This window comes from Clostridium sp. J1101437_171009_A5 (genome assembly GCF_015547905.1).
Classification (GTDB): Bacteria; Bacillota; Clostridia; order Oscillospirales; family Oscillospiraceae; genus Pseudoflavonifractor_A; species Pseudoflavonifractor_A gallinarum.
On sequence record NZ_JADMVY010000001.1, the window covers coordinates 83,634 to 102,994 of the forward strand.

Annotated in this window: 21 protein-coding genes and 2 tRNA genes; 4 read left to right on the top strand and 19 right to left on the bottom strand. The window is 59.7% G+C overall.

What is annotated here, in order from left to right:
- Positions 1-201 precede the first annotated feature (201 nt).
- Positions 202-672 (top strand): TspO/MBR family protein, encoded by a 471-nt coding sequence (locus I2C21_RS00505; protein ID WP_195278242.1) that lies wholly within the window; start codon positions 202-204, stop codon positions 670-672.
- Between the two features lie 36 nt (positions 673-708).
- Here I2C21_RS00505 and I2C21_RS00510 read toward each other — a convergent pair.
- From I2C21_RS00510 to I2C21_RS00545, 8 genes are all read right to left on the bottom strand, one after another.
- A tRNA-Arg gene (locus I2C21_RS00510) sits at positions 709-785 on the bottom strand.
- 176 nt (positions 786-961) lie between these two features.
- A complete protein-coding gene (locus tag I2C21_RS00515; RefSeq protein WP_180956877.1) occupies positions 962-1,111 on the bottom strand; it encodes a hypothetical protein in 150 nt (49 codons plus the stop codon).
- A 148-nt stretch (positions 1,112-1,259) separates the two neighbouring features.
- A complete protein-coding gene (locus I2C21_RS00520; protein WP_101693348.1) occupies positions 1,260-2,390 on the bottom strand; it encodes a hypothetical protein in 1,131 nt (376 codons plus the stop codon).
- Positions 2,387-3,019 carry a redox-sensing transcriptional repressor Rex gene (locus I2C21_RS00525; RefSeq protein ID WP_101693349.1) on the bottom strand — a complete coding sequence of 211 codons (633 nt, stop codon included), beginning with the start codon at positions 3,017-3,019 and terminating at the stop codon, positions 2,387-2,389. Before I2C21_RS00525 ends, I2C21_RS00520 begins: the two co-directional genes overlap by 4 nt.
- Positions 3,020-3,511: 492 nt before the next feature.
- Positions 3,512-4,378 carry a CPBP family intramembrane glutamic endopeptidase gene (locus I2C21_RS00530; protein WP_016147931.1) on the bottom strand — a complete coding sequence of 289 codons (867 nt, stop codon included), beginning with the start codon at positions 4,376-4,378 and terminating at the stop codon, positions 3,512-3,514.
- 447 nt (positions 4,379-4,825) lie between these two features.
- Positions 4,826-5,119 carry a hypothetical protein gene (locus I2C21_RS00535; RefSeq protein WP_193537463.1) on the bottom strand — a complete coding sequence of 98 codons (294 nt, stop codon included), beginning with the start codon at positions 5,117-5,119 and terminating at the stop codon, positions 4,826-4,828.
- A gap of 1 nt (position 5,120) precedes the next feature.
- A complete protein-coding gene (locus tag I2C21_RS00540) occupies positions 5,121-5,666 on the bottom strand; it encodes a DUF6883 domain-containing protein (RefSeq protein ID WP_195278243.1) in 546 nt (181 codons plus the stop codon).
- A 141-nt stretch (positions 5,667-5,807) separates the two neighbouring features.
- A tRNA-Pro gene (locus I2C21_RS00545) sits at positions 5,808-5,884 on the bottom strand.
- Positions 5,885-6,020: 136 nt separating this feature from the next.
- Between I2C21_RS00545 and I2C21_RS00550 the strand changes: the two genes are divergently transcribed.
- Genes I2C21_RS00550 through I2C21_RS00560 form a run of 3 tightly spaced genes read left to right on the top strand, consistent with a single transcriptional unit; the run spans position 6,021 to position 7,880 of the window.
- A complete protein-coding gene (locus I2C21_RS00550; protein WP_101693350.1) occupies positions 6,021-6,410 on the top strand; it encodes a spore cortex-lytic protein in 390 nt (129 codons plus the stop codon).
- A 19-nt stretch (positions 6,411-6,429) separates the two neighbouring features.
- Entirely contained in the window at positions 6,430-7,587 is a 1,158-nt protein-coding gene (locus tag I2C21_RS00555) for a peptidoglycan-binding protein (RefSeq protein ID WP_101693351.1), read from the top strand.
- Between the two features lie 23 nt (positions 7,588-7,610).
- Positions 7,611-7,880: a hypothetical protein gene (locus tag I2C21_RS00560; RefSeq protein WP_195278244.1), complete on the top strand. Its 270-nt coding sequence runs from the start codon at positions 7,611-7,613 to the stop codon at positions 7,878-7,880.
- A 55-nt stretch (positions 7,881-7,935) separates the two neighbouring features.
- On the opposite strand, the gene hisE is transcribed toward I2C21_RS00560, so the two are convergent.
- The 11 genes from hisE to I2C21_RS00615 form a co-directional block, all read right to left on the bottom strand.
- Complete coding sequence (hisE, locus tag I2C21_RS00565) at positions 7,936-8,268, bottom strand: phosphoribosyl-ATP diphosphatase (RefSeq protein WP_101693353.1); 333 nt, start codon at positions 8,266-8,268, stop codon at positions 7,936-7,938.
- A 3-nt stretch (positions 8,269-8,271) separates the two neighbouring features.
- The gene (hisI, locus tag I2C21_RS00570) at positions 8,272-8,607 is read right to left on the bottom strand and encodes a phosphoribosyl-AMP cyclohydrolase (RefSeq protein ID WP_101693354.1); all 336 of its coding nucleotides are present in this window, start codon (positions 8,605-8,607) and stop codon (positions 8,272-8,274) included.
- 51 nt (positions 8,608-8,658) lie between these two features.
- Positions 8,659-9,414: an imidazole glycerol phosphate synthase subunit HisF gene (gene hisF, locus I2C21_RS00575; RefSeq protein WP_195278245.1), complete on the bottom strand. Its 756-nt coding sequence runs from the start codon at positions 9,412-9,414 to the stop codon at positions 8,659-8,661.
- Complete coding sequence (gene hisA / locus I2C21_RS00580; protein WP_195278246.1) at positions 9,408-10,130, bottom strand: 1-(5-phosphoribosyl)-5-[(5-phosphoribosylamino)methylideneamino]imidazole-4-carboxamide isomerase; 723 nt, start codon at positions 10,128-10,130, stop codon at positions 9,408-9,410. The genes hisF and hisA overlap by 7 nt, the downstream gene beginning before the upstream one ends.
- Positions 10,127-10,735, bottom strand: a complete 609-nt coding sequence (gene hisH, locus I2C21_RS00585) for an imidazole glycerol phosphate synthase subunit HisH (protein ID WP_195278247.1) — start codon at positions 10,733-10,735, stop codon at positions 10,127-10,129. Before hisH ends, hisA begins: the two co-directional genes overlap by 4 nt.
- Positions 10,735-11,346 (bottom strand): imidazoleglycerol-phosphate dehydratase HisB, encoded by a 612-nt coding sequence (hisB, locus tag I2C21_RS00590; RefSeq protein WP_193537479.1) that lies wholly within the window; start codon positions 11,344-11,346, stop codon positions 10,735-10,737. The genes hisH and hisB overlap by 1 nt, the downstream gene beginning before the upstream one ends.
- Complete coding sequence (gene hisD / locus I2C21_RS00595) at positions 11,346-12,647, bottom strand: histidinol dehydrogenase (protein WP_195278248.1); 1,302 nt, start codon at positions 12,645-12,647, stop codon at positions 11,346-11,348. The genes hisB and hisD overlap by 1 nt, the downstream gene beginning before the upstream one ends.
- Positions 12,644-13,294, bottom strand: coding sequence for an ATP phosphoribosyltransferase (hisG, locus tag I2C21_RS00600; protein WP_101693360.1), 651 nt, complete (start codon positions 13,292-13,294; stop codon positions 12,644-12,646). The genes hisD and hisG overlap by 4 nt, the downstream gene beginning before the upstream one ends.
- The gene (gene hisZ / locus I2C21_RS00605; RefSeq protein WP_101693361.1) at positions 13,291-14,460 is read right to left on the bottom strand and encodes an ATP phosphoribosyltransferase regulatory subunit; all 1,170 of its coding nucleotides are present in this window, start codon (positions 14,458-14,460) and stop codon (positions 13,291-13,293) included. Before hisZ ends, hisG begins: the two co-directional genes overlap by 4 nt.
- Before the next feature lie 140 nt (positions 14,461-14,600).
- Positions 14,601-15,113, bottom strand: coding sequence for a ferritin (locus tag I2C21_RS00610; protein WP_186962731.1), 513 nt, complete (start codon positions 15,111-15,113; stop codon positions 14,601-14,603).
- Between the two features lie 79 nt (positions 15,114-15,192).
- Positions 15,193-19,353 (bottom strand): PolC-type DNA polymerase III, encoded by a 4,161-nt coding sequence (locus I2C21_RS00615; protein ID WP_195278249.1) that lies wholly within the window; start codon positions 19,351-19,353, stop codon positions 15,193-15,195.
- Positions 19,354-19,361: the final 8 nt, after the last annotated feature.

The following is a 19,361-nucleotide window of genomic DNA, read 5'->3' on the forward strand; positions in this document are numbered from 1 at the left end:
TCTGCGCACACTGCGCTGTTACGATGATAAAGAACCTCCCATGCGAAATCAAGGGACATTTTGTAAACATCTGCCCATTTGCTGCCCGGATACATAGGGCGTATCCCATCGGGCTATCCTAAATCAGCATACCACGTTCTGTTTCTCTTATCCCTGACATAAATTTTGCATGAATGCCCCATCTTGATCGGAGGTATCGCCATGAAAGCATCCTGGGAAGCTCTTCTTGCACACCTGGCCATCCCGCTTTTGGTGGGCGGTCTGTCCGCTCTCCTGACCCGGAACAGCATGGAACATTATGAGGTCTGGCAGCACCCGCCCCTCTCCCCGCCCGGTACCGTTTTTCCCATTGTATGGACCATCCTCTTCCTTCTGATGGGATACTCGGCCTACCGCATCTGGCGAAGTAAGCTCCCGGGGCGGGAACAGGCCCTGGTCCTATATGCGCTTCAGCTGCTGGTAAACTTCCTGTGGCCCCTGCTCTTCTTCCGCTGGGGATGGCTGCTGCCCGCTTTTTTCTGGATCCTGCTGCTCATCGGCCTGGTGGCCTGGATGATCGCGCTCTTCTACCCGCTGGACCACACGGCCGCACTCCTCCAGATCCCCTATCTGCTCTGGCTGATCTTTGCCGCATACCTCAATCTGGGGGTCTGGTGGCTCAACCGCATATGACAAAAAGGCTCTGGAACTTGCGTTCCAGAGCCTTTTTGGTACGGCTGAAGGGATTCGAACCCCCGACCTTTTGGTTCGTAGCCAAACACTCTATCCAGCTGAGCTACAGCCGCATACCGTTTCGCGATCCCTCGTCGCTGACAGCTTAGTTATAATAGCACACTCTCCGACAGATTGCAAGCCCTTTTTTCAAAAAAATTGATTTTTTTGAAAAAGCCCCACGGCGGAGGCCTCCGCCGTGGGGCTGCCGTTACCGGCTATCGTACAGAAGTGAGTCTCTTTTTGCCGCTCAGCAGCAGCCGTTATTGTTGTTGCAGCCGCAGTTACCGCAGCCACAGCTATTGCCGGAGCCGGAGCCACAGCCGCAGCAGCAGCACAGAACGATGATGATGAGCACGATCCACAGGCAGCCGCCGCCAAAACCATTGTTACAACCCATAATGAGTACCTCCTGAAAAATTGTGGTGGTCCGATGCCCTCGGGACTCTGTCGGCCACAGTCCATACTATGCCGGCGGGGGCAGATGGTGCAGAGACAGAAAAAGGCGTGGAGCGCTCCTGTGAGCACTCCACGCCAGTGGCTTGCTATTAGGCGATCCGGCTTACCGTGACCTGACTGCGGATCGCTTTGACCTGTTCCCCGTCCAGTGCGCCGGAGGCGCTCAGAGATTCCAGCAGGGTTCCGCCCTCCTTACAGGTGGCATCCAGCCCGAAGTAGGAGAGGTATGCCACATGGGCCCGCAGAAACGTACTGCTGCTCAGCAGTGTGTACTCGCCCGGTGTGATCACACCCAGCTCCCGCGCTCTGGGCAGAACCGTCTGCCAGGTGAAGTCCGGGTTGCTGCCGCTGTCCCGATATCCCAGGGCGCGGAGCAGGAAGGTGAGATACTCCCCCGCGCCGATGGTCCGCTCCGGTCCAAAAGCGGGCTTTCCCTCCGCAGTAGGCCCCACGCCGGCGGCATACCCCTTTTCATAGGCGTAGGCCACATAGCTGCGGCACCAGTCGGGCACATCCACAAAGGGGCACGCACCGGTATAGGCCTGGGCCTGCTTTTCCTCACCGATCATGCGGAGGAACATGATAAGGCCCTCAATGCGGGTGGGGATCTTCTCCAGGTCATACCCGGAGCCATATCCCGTCCCGGTCCCCGCAAACATACCCATCTGCTGGAGCGCCTCCGCCAGGGCATTGTAGTCGGTGGCTGCGCTGGGCGAGAGGGTGACTACCCCCTCGGTACTGACCACGGCCGTCTCACTCACGATGGAGACCACGGCAGAGGTCCCTTCCGCAGCCAGATAGCGGTGCATCGGGGTGAGCCGCTGCCCGGAGGGCACCACATTCCCCGCCGTCACATCCACTACCGCACCGGCGGAGTAGGTTACAGCTGCCTCCCCGGCCAGGAAGAGCAGCCCCGATCCCGTGGAAACGGAGAGCACATCCCCTTCCTTATAGCGGTCATCCCGCAGTCCGCTGCTTCCGCCCGCCTCGGCCAGATTCTCCTGGTAGGCCTGATTCAGCTCCTGGAAGACTTGGTCATAGGTGGTCTGCGTGCGGGTCTCGATCCGTTTCTCTGCCTGCGAGAGTACGTCAGGCAGATACGTCCCGTTCAAAAAACTCAGTGAGACCAGCGGGTCCTCCGCCGAGCCGCCCGCCGCATAGGCCAGGCCGCTGCCGATCAGGACCACCGCAATCAGTAAAAACGCCCACGCTCGCTTCATGCATCCTCCGAAATCAGATAACTCAGGGTCTGAAGGCTGTCAGAGAAATGTACATTCTCAATGAAGATTCCCTCTTCCCGGATATTCAGCTCTGTATTCGTAAAATTCCAGATTCCTTTCACACCGGATTTAACCAAGCGGTCCGCCATCTCCTCCGCAATGCTGCGGGGAACGGTGAGCACGCCCACACTGGCGGGATGCTCCCGCAAATAGTTCTCCAGCTGGTCTATATGAAAAATCGGCGTCCCGGCCATGATCTGTCCCACGACCTCCGGACGCACGTCAAATGCCGCATTGAGATGGAATCCGCTCCAGCCAAAGTTGAAATTCTCGATCAGAGCACGCCCCAGGTTTCCCACGCCGAGGATCACCGCCGTATGGCCCCGGTTCATGCCCAGAATATCCACGATCTCATTGAGCAGATTGTCCACATTATAGCCGTAGCCCTGCTGCCCGAACTCCCCGAAGCAGGAGAGGTCCTGCCGGATCTGGGAGGCTGTCAGTCCCATGGACTTTCCCAGGGCGCTGGAGGAGATCCGCACCACGCCGGCCTGGTTCAGTTCATTCAAATGCCGGTAATACCGCGGCAATCTCCGGATCACCGCTCCCGACACATTTTGCTTCCGCATCCATATCACGCTCGCTTATGTTTGTTTCCCTGCCTGAACCGCACCGCAGGTGCCGGTCAGGTCACTCCATTCCAATTGATTAGTATACCATGTCACACACACTTCTGCAAATGATTTTCCCGGGAAACCATCCAACATATCTATGAAAAGACGGCATGTCTCCACACCGCAGACAGAACATCCTTTTTCCGTCAAACCGGACACAAACGAGATGTTCGGTATGGAACTTCACAAAACAAAAAGGGAAATCCCGTGAGGACTTCCCCTTTGGTCTGGCTATTATAAAAAATCTATAAAAATCCCGCTTTTTATAAGTAGGAGAGAATAAGCAAAAAGTTGCACGCTTCCGTACAACTATCACAGAACAATTTAAAAAATAAAAAATCGGAGTACCCCGAAGGATACTCCGATTGGTCCAAGTGGCATTCAAGAATCTGTGAAAATCCAGTAATATCAACGGCTTGTAAGCAAGGCTTTTATCCAAATACTACTTCAGCGGTGAGTAAATGAGGCCACAACGAGATAAACCGTGTCAAAGGCCAGCAGCATCCACAGGGCGGGATTGCTCCACACGCCGCTACTCCCGCCGGCCTGACTTCTCTCGCGCTTCCGTCCCCGTCTTTTCAGCAGCAGGCGGATCCCTCCTGTCACTGCGATCACCACCGAGACAAACACCAGAGCCAAGGTAGCCAGGGCACCAGGAGTGCCCGCCTGGCGCAGTAGCGGCAGCGCCACAGCAATGCTGTTTCCGGCGATGTGCAGTCCGATGGACGTCCCCAATCCGTAGTGCAGGGCCGCATAGCCGAAAATCAATCCGCACCAGAAGGCGGACAACCCCTGATAGAGATCGTGGTGCATCAGCCCGAAGCACAGGGCCGACAGTAAAATGGCCTGCCGCGCACCCCCTGGCAGCAAGCGGCGCAGCACCACTCCTCGGTAGATCAGTTCCTCAAGGACAGGACCGACTATACAAATATATATTGCCAGCAGCGGTGTGGCGATTTCTTCTCCCACTGCCGCCGCTTGGGCGGTGAAGCCAACCAGGTTCCACACCCGCTCTAGAACCGGAGTAAGTACCATGACGGCAAGATTTCCACTCAGCGCCACACTTATGAGAAAAACCAGCGTGCCCAAAGAGGCCTTCTGGGAAGAGAAGTGAGGGGCTTCGCCGCTCACTAGTGAGGACCAGAGCAGGGGGATCGCCGATGCCACCGCGCAGCTAAGGAGCAGCACGATACCCTCCGGCAAGCCGGGAACAGAAGACAAAAGTTTTTGCAGTAACCCAAACAGCACGCTGTATGCGAATAAGCTGCACCACAGCCATGTCAAGCTGTGTAGCGGGGGAATCTTTTTGTTCATAACAACCTCCCATGCGGCCTTGGCCGCAAAATTTAGCCTATTATAGCATATTCCCGTCGATTTGCGGGCAGCTTTAACAAATTTTAAGCTTTTTTTAAAATAGCTCCATCACCAAACGCACGGCTGCCGAGCTCATTCAGTACATCGAGGTTTATCCTGCGGTCAAGGAGAACAGAATCACCAAAACTGCATTGGATCCTTTGAGGTGCCGGATCGCCGGAAAATCCCCGAGCGGGACATTCTTTTGGAAACGAGAAAAGGCGTAGCACTAAGCTACGCCCCCACACAGATCGCTATGTAGATTTGGAAATAAAAAATGCGGAGTATCATCAGCAGACCTTTTCAGATCCTTTAATGATACTCCGCATGGTCCGAGTGTCATTAAAGGATCTGTGGAAATCCAGTAATATCAATGGTTTGCAAGCAGCAAGCAAGAGCTTTATCCAATCAAATCATATAATTGGAAATACCCTCTGCCTTTTTCTCTTTTTCTAGTGCATCAAACTGCGCCTTGATTTGCTCATTCACATCTGGGGACATAACAGGGATCAATTTCAGATCCTCTTCTTTCATGTAGAGATCTGCAATATCTTCCTTATCTCCACATTGAGGAAAGAGAACGACCCAGCAACCGTCTTTTGGCTCCTCTTCCCAGACGACCCCTTGCATTCCTTTGTGAACGCCTTCTTTTGCATAGCTGTCTTTTTCTACAATCACTTCTACACAGTCCATCATCTTCATTTTATTTTCCCCCATACGGCGTATTCAATTTGAGTTTTCCGTTCGGCATAATCATCCATCCAGTAATAAATGACACGCTACCTGATTCGCCTTTTCTGGGAATCGTAACTCTGATATTAATTCGCTGGCCTCGTTTATCCAACTTTCCTAACGTATAGTCACCGGATAGGTATTTTTCAAGTGCCTGTTTCTCAATTTCATTCTTAAGCCACATGGAATCGGAAACAGAATAGCCCCAACTTTCAAATGCTCGATTTTTTCCATGCCTATATGTATTTTCTGGGTCAAATAGATAGGGATCAAATTTGCTGTAATCGCTATATGATGTTGCATTCATCAAAACCAAAGCATAAGGAATCGGGTCTAATGTGCAGTGACAATAAGGATTATGTGGACAAGGTGGGGCTTTTTCTTTCTGAAACCAACAACCATCTAATTTCAGACATTCTTCACAGTGAGTTTTTCCTTCTGAATGATGTGTCCATTTGACCCAGCTTGGTAGTCTGGCACCCTTTTGTATTGTACCGAAACATTGCTTATAGTACAATAGTTATTCCCCCTTTTGAAAGTATAAGAAAATCATTCTTTACAAATAGAGGGAAATAAGCAAAAAGTTGCACGTTTCCGTACAACTATCACAGAACAATTTGGAAAATAAAAAATCGGAGTACCCCGAAGGATACTCCGATGGTCCGAGTGACTGGATTCGAACCAGCGGCCTCTTGAACCCCATTCAAGCGCGATACCAAACTTCGCCACACCCGGATTTCGTCGCCTCACCAGACGGCTTATATAATATAGCATATCTTTCCTCCTTTTGGCAAGCCCTTTTTTCAAAAAATTTTTGACACATCGGAAGCGGCCTTTCCATACACTGAAAAAGAAAAAGGAGGAATGCGCTTTGGCTTCCATCGGAACCATCATCACCCGTATTTACGCCTCCCAGGCCCGTCTCCCGATCCAGGGTGCCACCGTGGCCTTTACCCAGGGCGCCGCCAATGAGCGGCAGACTCTGCTGGCCGTCCGGGTCTCCGACGCAAACGGTCAGACCGCCCCCGTCCGCCTTACGACACCCAGCCAGTCCCAGGGTACCAGTCCCGGCGGAGAAACCCCCTATGCCCTGTGCAATATCTGGGCGGAGGCCCCCGGATACGAATACCATGTCATACAGGGGGTACAGGTCTTTCCCGGTACGGAGACCATCCAGGAGATCGAACTCACCCCTCTCCCCCTCACGCTGCCCAACCACCAAAATACCGACACCGCCCAGATCACCCCCCAAGAGCTTTGATTCGATTGGAGTGAACGCCATGCCGTCCACCGTACTCCCGTACATCCCGCAATATATTACCGTGCATCTGGGCCCTCCCGGGTCAGACGCCGAAAATGTCACGGTCTCCTTTCCAGACTATGTAAAAAATGTGGCCTCCAGTGAGATCTACCCCACCTGGGAGCCCGCAGCGCTCCGGGCCAATATCCTGGCTATCATCTCTTACGCCCTCAACCGGGTCTATACCGAGTACTACCCCAGCCAGGGCTATCCGTTTAACATCACCTCTTCCACCGCGTACGACCAAAAATACATCCATGGACGCAACACCTATGAGAATATCGACCAGATCGTGGACGAGATTTTCAATACCTACATCCGCCGGATCGGCTATGTGGAACCTCTGGCCGCAAAATTCTGCAACGGCACCACCACCACCTGCGATGGCCTTTCCCAATGGGGCAGCCAGGATCTGGCCAAACAGGGCTATGACACCATGGACATTCTCCGCTATTATTACGGCGACAACATCGAGCTGGTCAGCAACGCGCCCATTCTGGGCATCCAGTACTCCTATCCCGGCGCTCCGCTCCGGCAGGGAGCCCAGGGCCCCGACGTGGTCCAGCTCCAGACCATGCTCAACCAAGTGGCCAGAGATTATCCCGCCATTCCCCGTATCCAGCCGGTGGACGGGATCTTCGGCCCCTCCACGGAACAGTCCGTCATCCGCTTTCAGGAGATCTTCGGACTCACCCCGGACGGCGTCGTGGGGAATGCCACCTGGTATCGACTGGTCTATCTCTATGTGGGAATCCGCGACCTGTCCGAACTGGTCAGCGAGGGACAGACCTTTTACAGCTTCCAGCTGCAAAATCTCAACGACGGGCTCCTCACCCTGGGCAGCCAGGGCGACGGCGTCAAGGTACTGCAATACATGCTCACCGTGCTCTCGGAATTTTACCCCGATGTCCCCGCGGTGGAACAGGACGGCATCTATGGTGACAGCACCCGGCGCTCTGTGATGGCCTTTCAGCGGCACGTAGGTCTGCCGGCCACCGGGGCGGTGGATTCCGCCACCTGGACCGCCCTTTACCGCGCCTATGAGGGCATCCGCGATACCGTCATCATTGACGGAAACCTCTTCCCCCTGGCCTCATTTGTCGGGGAGCAGGGCCAGCCCGGTACAAACAGCCCCTGACCTTACCGATAGGAGGTGATCTTGTGTACCATGCGATTCCCCCCGGGACACGCTGCCCGGAGTGCGCCCATGCCCAGCGGCTCTTTCTGGAGCTCTCCACCGCTCTCTCCGGAATCGAACGCTGCCCCGCCACCGGTTTGCACACCGGTGCCTCTGTCCGCAATGTCATGTGGCTCCAGCGCTCCCTGGGGCTGGCACAGACCGGAGTGATGGACGACACCCTGCTCTCCGTCCTTGCCGCACTCCACCGCTCCGCCCGCCGCTGTTCCGGCTGTTACAGAGCATCCATTTAAAACATACCAAAGCGGGGGACGGCAAGCCGTCCCCCGCTGTTTGCTTCTCTTTGTCTTAAGTCTCCCGATCCACGGTGTGGAACTGCTTCAGGTTGCCGATTTTCTGACTGCGCCGGTCCAGCTCCTCCATCACGGCGCCCAGCGGGATCTCCTGGGCCGCCAGAAGCACCATCAGATGATAGATGAGGTCGGAAATCTCTCCCACCGTCTCGGGGGCCACCCCGTTCTTGGCGGCGATGATGGTCTCGGCAGACTCCTCACCCACCTTTTTCAGGATCTTGTCCAGTCCCTTGTCAAAGAGATAGCAGGTATAGGAGCCCTCCTGCGGATTGCGTTTGCGCTCCAGTACGACCTCGTATAATCTCTCCAGTACGTCTTTCTCGCACATGGTTTATCCCTCCTGTGGTTCCATTGGTATCTCATTGAAAAAGCAGCTCTCCCGCCCAGTGTGGCAGGTGGGCCCCACCGGCTTGCAGAGGTAGAGCAGTGTGTCGGTGTCACAGTCGGTGATCATCCGCTGCACCCGGAGGAAATGGCCGGAGCTCTCCCCCTTGTTCCAGAGCTTCTTCCGGCTCCGGCTCCAAAACCAGGCCGTCCTGGTCTGGAGGGTGCGCTCCACCGCCTCCCGGTTGGTGAAGCCCAGCATCAGCACTTCCTTGGTGTCGGCCTCCTGAATGATCACAGGGATCAGATCCGACTTGGTGAACAGGCGGTCCAGATCAAACATATCCCTTTCCCCTTTCCGGGAGCTGCGGCTCCCTTTTCCTTCTCTCCCGGATCAGCGCACCGGGATACCCCGGCCCCGCAGATAGTCCTTGACCTGTGGGATGCTCAACTCCCGGAAGTGGAACAGTGAGGCGGCCAGCGCCGCGTCACAGCCGGTCTCCCGGAACACCTCCTCGAAGTGCTCCAGCTTGCCGCAGCCGCCCGAGGCGATGACCGGAATCCCCACCGCCTGGGTCACCGCCCGGGTCATGGGGATGTCGAAGCCGGCTTTCGTTCCGTCGGCGTCCATGGAGGTGAGCAGGATCTCTCCGGCGCCCAGGGCCTCTCCCCGGCGCACCCACTCGATGAGGTCCAGTCCGGTGGGCTTTCGTCCCCCGGCCACCACGACCTCCCAGCCGCCGTCTCCTCTGGCCCGGGCATCCACCGCCAGGACCACGCACTGGGAGCCGAAGCGCTCCGCCGCCCGGGCGATCAATTCCGGGTTGGCCACGGCGGCCGAGTTCATGGAGATCTTGTCCGCCCCCGAGCGGAGCAGGGTCTGCACATCCTCCACCGTGCGGATGCCGCCCCCTACGGTAAGGGGAACAAAGACCTGCTGTGCTGTCCGCTCCACCACATCGGCCACTGTCTTGCGGGCCTCCACCGTGGCGGTGATGTCCAGAAAGACGATCTCATCCGCTCCCTGGTCCGAGTAGTACTTTGCCAGCTCCACCGGGTCGCCCGCATCGCGGATATCGATAAAGTTAACTCCCTTTACAACCCTTCCGTCCCGGACATCCAGGCATGGTATGATCCGCTTGGCTAACACTGCGCTCCCTCCTCCCGGACGGCCTGTGCCAGATCCACCGCCCCGGTGTACCATGCCTTCCCGATGATGGCCCCATACAGGCCCTGACGGCTGAGGGCACGCAGATCCTCATTGGAGGAGACGCCGCCCGACGCCACGATCTGGCCGGAATAATTCTGGCGGAGGGCCTCCAGCCGGGCAAAGGACGGGCCGCTCAGAGCTCCATCGGTATCAATATCTGTAAAGATAATCGTCTTTACACCAATGGACTCCATCTCTTTGACAAAATCCAGATAATCCAGGCCGGAGTCCTGGACCCATCCGGCCGTACGCACCTTTCCGTCCTTGGTGTCCACGCCCACGGCGATCCGCTCCCCGTACCGGGATACCGCCTCCCGGACAAAGGCCGGGTCCTCCACCGCGGCAGAGCCCAGGACGGCCCGCCACACCCCCAGCCCAAAGACCTTTTCCAGATCCTCCATGCTGCGGATGCCGCCGCCCAGCTCCACCCGCAGGCCGGACTGCTCTGCCACCGCCCGGACCAGCGCGCCGTTCTGGCGCACCCCGTCCCGGGCTCCGTCCAGGTCCACCATGTGGACATATCTCGCACCCGCCTGCCAAAAGGCCCGGGCGGTCTCCAGCGGGTCCTCTGCCACCTGGTGAACCGTTGTAAAATCTCCTTTGTAAAGCCGAACTACTTTTCGGTCTTTCAGGTCAATGGCCGGAAATAAGATCATCGGTTCAGCCCTCCGAAATTCTTTAGAATCTGAAGCCCTGTCTCGCCGCTCTTTTCCGGGTGGAACTGGCAGCCGTAGACGTTTCCGTTCTGGACCGCCGCCACCACCGTGGCGCCGTAGTCGGTGGTGGCGATGACCTGCTCAGGGCGGGTCTCCACCCCGCAGAAGGAGTGGACAAAGTAGACGCAACTCCCCTCCTCTACCCCGGCAAAGAGCGGGGAGTCATTGGGAAAGGCGAGCTGGTTCCAGCCGATGTGAGGCAGCTTCTCTGCCGTCTCTATCTTACGGATACATCCACTGACAAGCCCTAATCCTTCACAGTTTCTGACCTCTTCTCCCCGCTCAAAGAGGAGCTGCATGCCCAGGCAGATGCCAAGCAGCGGCTTGCGTCCGGCCTGCTCCAGCAGCACCCGGTCCAGACCGCTCTCCCGCAGCCGCTCCGCCGCGTCGGGAAAGGCCCCCACTCCGGGCAGGAGGATGGCGTCCGCCCGCTCCAGTACGGCGGCCTCCCCGGTGATCTGAGTTGAAACCCCCACATAGCGCAGGGCGTTGGTCACGCTCTTCAGGTTGCCCACGCCGTAATCCACGATGGCCGTATATCCCATTACAGCACCCCCTTGGTGGAGGTAACGCCGGTACCGGTGATCTCCACGGCCTCCCGCACGGCCACCCCCAGAGACTTAAAGAGGGCCTCGGTGATGTGGTGGGCGTTTTTGCCGTAGAGGCATTTCATATGCAGGGTGAGCCCGCTGTTCATGGCAAAGGCCCGCATGAACTCCTCGGTAAGGCAGGCGTCATAGCTCCCGATCATGGGCTGGGGCATCTCCGCATCAAAGACCAGGAAGGGACGGTTAGAGAAGTCCAGGACCGTGAGGCACAAGGCCTCATCCATGGGGATGTAAGCGGAGGCAAAGCGGCGGATACCCTTTCGGTCCCCCAGGGCCCGGCTCAGGGCCTGCCCCAGAACGATACCCACATCCTCCACCGTGTGGTGGCCGTCCACCTGGAGGTCTCCCTCAGCCTCCAGCTTCAGCCCCAACCCGCCATAGAAGGCAAAGGCGGTGAGCATGTGGTCGAAAAAGCCGATGCCGGTGGACACCTGGATCTCTCCGCCGCTCAGGCAGAGGTCTGCGCGGATGCAGGTCTCCTTGGTTTTCCGCTCCAGAACATAGGCCCGGATGGGTCCGTCTTTCTCGTTGTAGATGGAAGCCTCCATCACTTCCCCTCCCCTCTCGCTCCGGCAGCTTCAAAGCGCACGCGGATGGAATTGGCATGGGCGGTGAGCTTCTCGGTCTCGGCCAGGGCGATGATCTCCTCCCGAATGGGGAACAGGCTCTCCCGGCTGTACTCGATGACGCTCATACTCTTCAAAAAGCTCTCCACGCTCAGAGGAGAGAAAAACCGCGCCGTCCCGCTGGTGGGGAGCACATGGTCCGGACCGGCCAGGTAATCGCCCAGCGGCTCGGGAGACCACGCCCCCAGGAACACCGCCCCCGCGTTTCGGATGGCGGGCAGCAGGGCCCTGGGATCCTCCGTCATGATCTCCAGATGCTCGGGCGCGATCTCATTGGCGAGGGCGGCGGCCTCCTCCAGGTCCCGGCATACGATGGCGCAGCCGAAATCCCGCAGAGAGCACTCCATGATCTCCGAGCGGCTCAGGTAGCCGGTCTGCCGCACGATCTCCGCCCGGACAGCTTCGGCCAGCGCGCCGCTGGTGGTGAGGAGCACCGCGGAGGCCAGCTTGTCGTGCTCCGCCTGGCTGAGGAGGTCTGCGGCCACAAACCGGGGATCGGCCGAACCGTCAGCGATGACCAGCACCTCGGAGGGACCGGCCACCATGTCAATATCCAGCGTACCGTAGGCTAGACGCTTGGCGGTGGCCACATAGGCGTTGCCCGGGCCCACCAGCTTATCCACCCGGGGAATGAAGCCCGCGCCCCAGGTCAGGGCGGCCACCGCCTGGGCCCCGCCCACCGCAATACAGCGGTCCACGCCGGCGATTTTGGCGGCGGCCAGAACGGCATTGCTCAGGTTTTCCGTGGGGGGCGTCACCATAACGATCTCCTCCACCCCTGCCACACGGGCGGGCACCGCGTTCATGAGCACACTGCTGGGATAGGCCGCCGTGCCGCCGGGGACATAGATCCCCACCCGGGTCAGTCCCCGGACCACCCGGCCCACTCGGCCGCCGTCCGGGGATGCCCACTCCACGCTCCGGTGGAGGAGCTTTTCATTGTAATCCCGGATATTGGCCGCGGCGTGCTCCATGGCCCGGATGAGCTCGGGCGGACAGGCGGCATAGGCTGCCTCCATCTGCTCCCGGGTGATCTCATAGGGCTCCCGCCCGTCAAAGCGGAGGGAGCACTCCCGCACCGCCTCCAGCCCGCGGGCACGCACATCCTCCATCACGGCGCGCACCGCACGCTCGATCTCGCTATTCTGTTCGGCCGCCCGCTGGCGCATGGCGGCGATCACCGCCTGCTCCCGCGTGCCGTCGGCCTGAATGATCTCGTTCATGTCTCTTCCCTCCGCCGTTTCAATTCCGCCTCACAGCGGCCGATCAGGTCCTCGATCTGGGCCTTGTGGAGCTTCATGCTGGCCGTATTCACAATGAGCCGCGCGCTCACCTGGGCCACGTCCTCGATGGGGACCAGCCCGTTCTCCCGCAGGGTGGCTCCGGTCTCCACGATGTCCACGATGCCGTCGGCCAGGTCCAGGATGGGCGCCAGCTCCACCGAGCCCTCGATCTTGATGATGTCCACGTCCATTCCCTTCCGGGCAAAGAACTGCTTGGTCACATTGGGGTATTTGGAGGCCACCCGCCGGGTGCGGTAGGTGCCGTAGAAATCGCTTCCCTCCCGGACGGCCAGGGCAAAGCGGCAGCGGCCAAAGCCCAGGTCCAGCACCTCGTAGAAGGACTTTCCCTGCTCCAGAATGGTATCCTTGCCCACGATCCCCAGGTCGCAGACCCCGTGCTCCACATAGGTAATGACGTCAGGGGCCTTGGCCAGCACCGCCTCCAGGGGATAGTTGGGCAGAGCGTGGATGAGCCGCCGCCCGGGGCTGCGGATGGGCGAACAGTCCAGCCCGATGGCCTCGAAGAGCTCCACGCTCTTGTCCTGCAAGCGCCCCTTGGTCAGGGCAATGCGGAGATTCTGTCTCATACCTCTACCATCCTCTCTCCGTCGGCATCCAGTACCAGCACATGGAGCGCGCCCTTGGAGCGTGCCAGGGCCAGCGTCTCCTCCAGTGTCTCACAGGGGGAGAGCTCACAGGTCCCGGCCGCCCGGCCGTCCACCGCGGTCAGTGCCCGGTCCAGCTCCCCTGCGGCAAAGTGGACCAGCGTGCCCACCCTGGGGAGCTCTGTCCCCGGCCGGCAGGCGGCCACCGCGTCCACATCCACCGCAAAGCCGGTGGCCGGGGCGGGACGGCCGAAATCACCCACCAGACGGTCATAGCGCCCGCCGGAGAGGACGGCGTCCCCCGCCCCCTCCACATAGCCCCGAAAGACCACGCCGGTATAGTAGTCGATCTGGTGGACCAGTCCCAGGTCAAAGCGCAGATACTTTCCATAGCCCGCGCCGCATAGGGCCTCATAGAGCTCCCGCAGATAGGAGAGGGCCTCGTTCTCCCCGGCCAGGGCCTCGGCCTCCTCCAGCACCTCTGCCCCGCCAAAGAGACGGGAGAGCTTTCCCAGGGCGGCTGTGGCGCTCTGCCCCTGATAGGGGGCCAGGAAATCCCCCAGCGCGGCGAAATTCTTGCCCTCGATCAGAGTCCGAAGCTCCTCCACCTGATCCTCCTCCAGCTCCATGCGCTCGGCCAGAGAGCGGAAGAATCCGGCGTGTCCCAGCTCAATGTGGAACCGGGCCAGCCCGCAGGCGCGCAGGGCGTCCACCGCCATGGCGATCATCTCCAGGTCCGCCTTCCGGCCCGCCGCGCCGATGAGTTCCACCCCGCACTGGGCGATCTCGCTGCTGCCTCCCCGGTGCTGGTCGCCGGAGCGGAACACCGTCTCGGCATAGTAGAGCCGCTGGGGGAGCGGCAGATGCTTGAGCTTGGTGGCCGCTACCCGGGCGATGGGGGCGGTGCAGTCGGGCCGCATGACCATGATCTTCCCGCTGCGGTCGATGATCTTGAGCATGGCCTCCTGGGGAATCGGGTTCCCCGAGCGGAGAAACAGGTCGTAGAACTCCACCTCCGGCGTACTCACCTCAGAATAGCTCCGCCGACGGAACAGATCGGTCAGTGCGGTCTGCGTATCCCGCCGGTCCCGGCATTCCGCAAAGAGTCGGTCCCGGGTACCCTCCGGGGTGTGAATCGTATAGGCCATAGCGCGCCACCCTCCTTCTTCATCACTTTACCACGCTAATATACTATAACAAGAGCACTTTGTCAAGCTCTTTTGGTTTGGGAGAACGGGAGATCCGACAAAACGGCCCCTGTCCGCAGTGCGGACAGGGGCCGTTTCTCTTACAGCACCAGCGAAGGGGCGGAATAAACCCGTCCCGCCATTTCGCTGTTGAGCATATACAGGCTCTTGGCGTCGTCTCCAAAGAGCTTCATCTTTTTGATGAGGTCCTCGGCGTTCTTCTCCTCCTCGCCCTGCTCCTTGACAAACCAGTCCAGGAACTGGGTGGTGCGGAAATCCCTGACTTCATGGGCCGCCTCGTACATCTCGTGGATCAGGCTGGTGACATAGCGCTCGTGCTCCAGGCCAAACTCCAGCACTTCCAGCTTGTCCTTCAGCACCTTGTCCGGCTTGGCAATGGCATCCAGCGTGACCTTGCAGCCGTTGTTCTGGAGATATTTCAGGAAGAGCATGGCATGGTCCCGCTCCTCCTGGGCCTGGATCTGATACCAGTTGGCAAACCCGTCCAGACCAATGTCGTCAAAATAGACGGAGAAATCCAGATAGAGATAAGCGGAATAAAATTCCTTGTTCACCTGATTGTTCAAAAGCTCGGCTACCTTTGCGTCCAGCATTGTGAAACACTCCTTATCTATAAAAATAATCTGATTTCATGGTATCACCCTCGGTCGGAAAACGCAAGCCCGCGTCCCCTCAGAAGAGGGTGATCTGGCTGGTCTCCGGCATCCCGTCCAGGGCTCCGGCCGCCTTGAGCTGCTCGATATGGGTCTTGGACACCTTGGGACAGGCGGCGGAGAACTCCTCGATGGAGATGAAGTGCTTCCCCTCCCGCTGCTCCAGGATGGACCAGGCTGCGGTCTCACCCAGGCCGGGAATGGCGGTAAAGGGCGGGATGAGGGCCCGCTTCTCCCGGTCCACCCGGAAGAGCGTGGCGTGGGACTCGTAGAGGTCCACATGCCGGAAGGTGAAGCCCCGGAGATAGAACTCATAGACCACTTCCAGCGTGGTCATCATATCCTGCTCCACGGCGGTGGCCGCCTTCTCCTTGGCCGCGATCTCCTTCATCTTGGCCTGGGCGGTCTCCATGCCCCAGCACATACAGGTGGCGTCGAAGGCCTTGGCCCGGATGGAGAAGTAGGCGGCATAGAAGGCCATTGGCTCATGCACCTTGAACCAGGCGATGCGGTAGGCCATCATCACATAGGCTACCGCGTGGGCCTTGGGGAAGAGATACTTGATCTTCTTGCAGGAGCCGATGTACCAGTCGGGGACCCCCGCGGCCTGCATCTCCTCCTCCGCCCCCTCGGGCAGCCCTCTCCCCTTTCGCACCGACTCCATGATCTTGAAGGAGCGCTTTTCCGGCATACCGCAGGAGATGAGGAAGATCATGATGTCATCGCGGCACCCGATGGCCTGCCCGACCGGGATACCCTGGTTGACGATCAGATCCTTGGCGTTGCCCAGCCACACGTCGGTTCCGTGGGAGAAGCCGGACAGACGCACCAGAATGTCAAACTGGGTGGGCTGGGTATCCACCAGCATTCCCCGGACAAAGGAGGTACCGAACTCCGGGATGGCCACCGCCCCGGTTGGGCCCAACACCTTGTCGTTGGCATAGCCCAGCACCTCGGAGGAGGTGAAGATGGACATAGTGTCCGGGTCGTCCAGGGGAATGGTCTTGGCGTCCATCCCCGTCAGGTCCTCCAGCATGCGGATCATGGACGGGTCATCGTGTCCCAGCATGTCCAGCTTGAGGATGTTGGACTCCATGGAGTGATATTCGAAGTGGGTGGTGATGATGTCGGTCCCCGTGTCGTCCGCCGGGTGCTGGACCGGGCAGAAATCGTAGATCTCCCGGTCCTGGGGAATAACCACCATGCCGCCAGGGTGCTGGCCCGTGGTCCGTTTGACCCCGGTACAGCCCAGGGCCAGGCGGTTTTCCTCGGCCCGGGTCACATGGGCCGCCCGCTCATCCAGGTATTTCTTCACATAGCCGAAGGCGGTCTTTTCGGCCACGGTGCCGATGGTGCCCGCCCGGAACACGTGGCTCTCTCCAAAGAGCTCAAAGGTGTGACGGTGGGCCTTGGCCTGATATTCTCCCGAGAAGTTCAGGTCGATATCGGGCACCTTGTCGCCGCCGAAGCCCAGGAAGGTCTCGAAGGGGATGTTGAAGCCGTCCTTCACATAGGGCGTCCCGCACACGGGACACACCGCGTCGGGCATATCCGCGCCGCAGCCGTACCCCTCCCGCACGCCGGTCTCAAAGTCGGAGTGCTTGCAGTTGGGACAGCGGTAGTGGGGCGGCAGGGAGTTTACCTCCGTGATGCCCGACATAAAGGCCACCAGGGAGGAGCCCACCGATCCTCGGGAGCCTACCAGATAGCCGTGGTCCAGCGAGTCCTGCACCAGCTTCTGGGCCGACATGTAGATCACGTCGTAGTGGCGGCCCAGGATGGCATCCAGCTCGATGTTGATGCGGTCCACCACCAGCTGGGGCGGCTCTTCCCCATAGAGTGCCTTGGCCTTGCCCCACACCAGGCGCTTGAGCTCGCCCTCCGAGTCCTCCAGATTGGGAGCGAAGAGTCCCTTGGGCAGGGGGACCACATCCTCGCACCAGTCGGCCACCAGATTGGTGTTGCGCACCACCACGTTGTAGGCCTCCTCCTCTCCCAGGTAGGAGAACTCCTCCAGCATCTCCGTGGTGGTCTTGAAGTAGATGGGAAGCGGGGAGTCGGCGTCCTCAAAGCCCTTGGTGGCCAGCAGGATGTGCCGGTAGACCTCGTCCTCCGGGTCCAGGAAGTGGACGTCCCCCGTAGCGCAGACCGGCTTGTCCAGCACCCGGCCCAGCTCCACGATGGTGCGGTTGAAGTCCCGGATCTCCTCTGCGCTCTGCACGATGCCCTTGCGGAGCATAAAGGCGTTGTTGCACACCGGCTGGATCTCCAGATAGTCGTACCAGGAGGCAATGCGCTTGAGCTCCTGGAAGTCCTTGTGCTTGACCACCGCGTCATAGAGCTCGCCCGCCTCGCAGGCCGATCCCAGGATCAAGCCCTCCCGGTGCTGGTTGATGAGGCTCTTGGGCATGATGGGATAGCGCTTGTAGTGCTCCAGATGGGCCTTGGACACCAACTGATAGAGATTGCGCAGACCCAGCTGGTTTTTCGCCAGGACGATGAGGTGTTTGGGCTGGCGCTTGGCCTTACCCGCGCCCCGGAGCTTGGTCATGGCCGGGTTGATGGCCTGGAGGGTGTGGACCCCCCGGTCCTCCAGCATCCGGAAGAAGGGCACCAGCATATAGGCCACCGTGGCCGCGTCGTCGCTGGCCCGGTGGTGGTTGAAGGCCGGGAGATTCAGGTGCTCGGCCACGATGTCCAGTTTGTGCTTGGAGAGCTGGGGCAACAGGTTCTGGGCCAGGATCAGGCTGTCCAGAGAGGTATTCTCAAAGGGCCGGCCCATCCGGCGGCATCCCTCGGCGATAAAGCCCATATCGAACTCCGCGTTGTGGGCGGCCAGGGGCCGGCCGGCGGCAAAGTCCAGGAAGGCGTTGATGGCCTCCTCCTGGGAGGGCGCGCCCTGGAGCATCTCGTCAGTGATGCCGGTGAGCTCCACGATGTTCCGGTCCAGAGGGCGGCCCGGGTCGGCAAAGGTGTTGAAGGTCTCGGCCACTTCCCCGTTCCGCAGCACCACGGCGCCGATCTCGGTGATGAGGTCCCGCTTTTTATTGAGACCGGTGGTCTCAATATCAAAGCAGACGATCTCCCCTGAAAAGTCCTGCTCGGTCTCCCCGTGGACCACCACCCGGTCGTCCACGTCGTTGACAAAATAGGCCTCCACCCCGTAGAGGATCTTGATCTTCTTGGCCGAGTGCCAGGCGTCCGGGAAGGACTGGGCCACGCCGTGATCGGTGATGGCGATGGCCCGATGTCCCCACGACTCAGCCCGCTTGACCACGTTTTTGTCCGGTCCCAGCTTTGGTCCCACCTGGGTCAGGGCGTCCATGGAGGACATGGTGGTATGCAGGTGGAGCTCCACCCGCTTCTCCGGGGCGTCATCCATCTTGACGGTCTTGCTCCCCTCCATGATGGCATAGGGCTCCAACACCATGTCGTTGGTAAAGCGGTCAATGTTCAGGCGGCCCTGCACCACTAAGTGCTGCCCCTTCTTCACCCCGTCCACGATGGGCTTGCCCTCCTCGCCGGTGAAGAACTTGTTGATCCGCACCGATCCGGTATAGTCGGTCATATCGAAGGAGACCACCCAGGCGCCCCGCTTCTTGAGCTCCTTGTGGTCAACGGCGAACACATCGCCCTCCACAATGACGGTCCCCATGTCCAGCTCCAGGGTGTTCATGGGCACCGCCTCCCCCTTCACCTCCCGCTTGCCGAAGAGAAGGCGGCTGCTCTTGGCGGCGGCCTTGGGCTTTGCCTTGGGCCGGGCCGTCTTGAGCTTGCGCAGAGCCTCCTGCCGGATGGCCTCGGTGCGGGCAAAGGCCTCGGCCGCATCGGCATCCACGCCGCTGGGGATGGGCGCTTCCACGGGGGCTGGGGCCGGTGCGGGAGCCGGTACCGGCTCCGGAGCTGGAATAGGTGGGTGCGTCTCAGGAGGTGCCGCCGCGGGCGCGCTCTGGAGCAGCTCCACCCGCTGGAGACGGTATGCCTCCCGCAGCTCCCCCTCCAGACGGGCGAGGAGCGCCCTCTCCAGGTGGGGAGGCTCCTCCAATTCCGCCTGCAGCGTGCGCTCCGCCGGGTCAATCACCGCCCGCTTCACTAGAAGGCCCCGGAGCCCATCCATCACTTCGGGCTCGGATCGCCAGGCGGAAAAAAGTTGTAAAAAGGGTATCTTCTGCTCAGACATGGACCTAC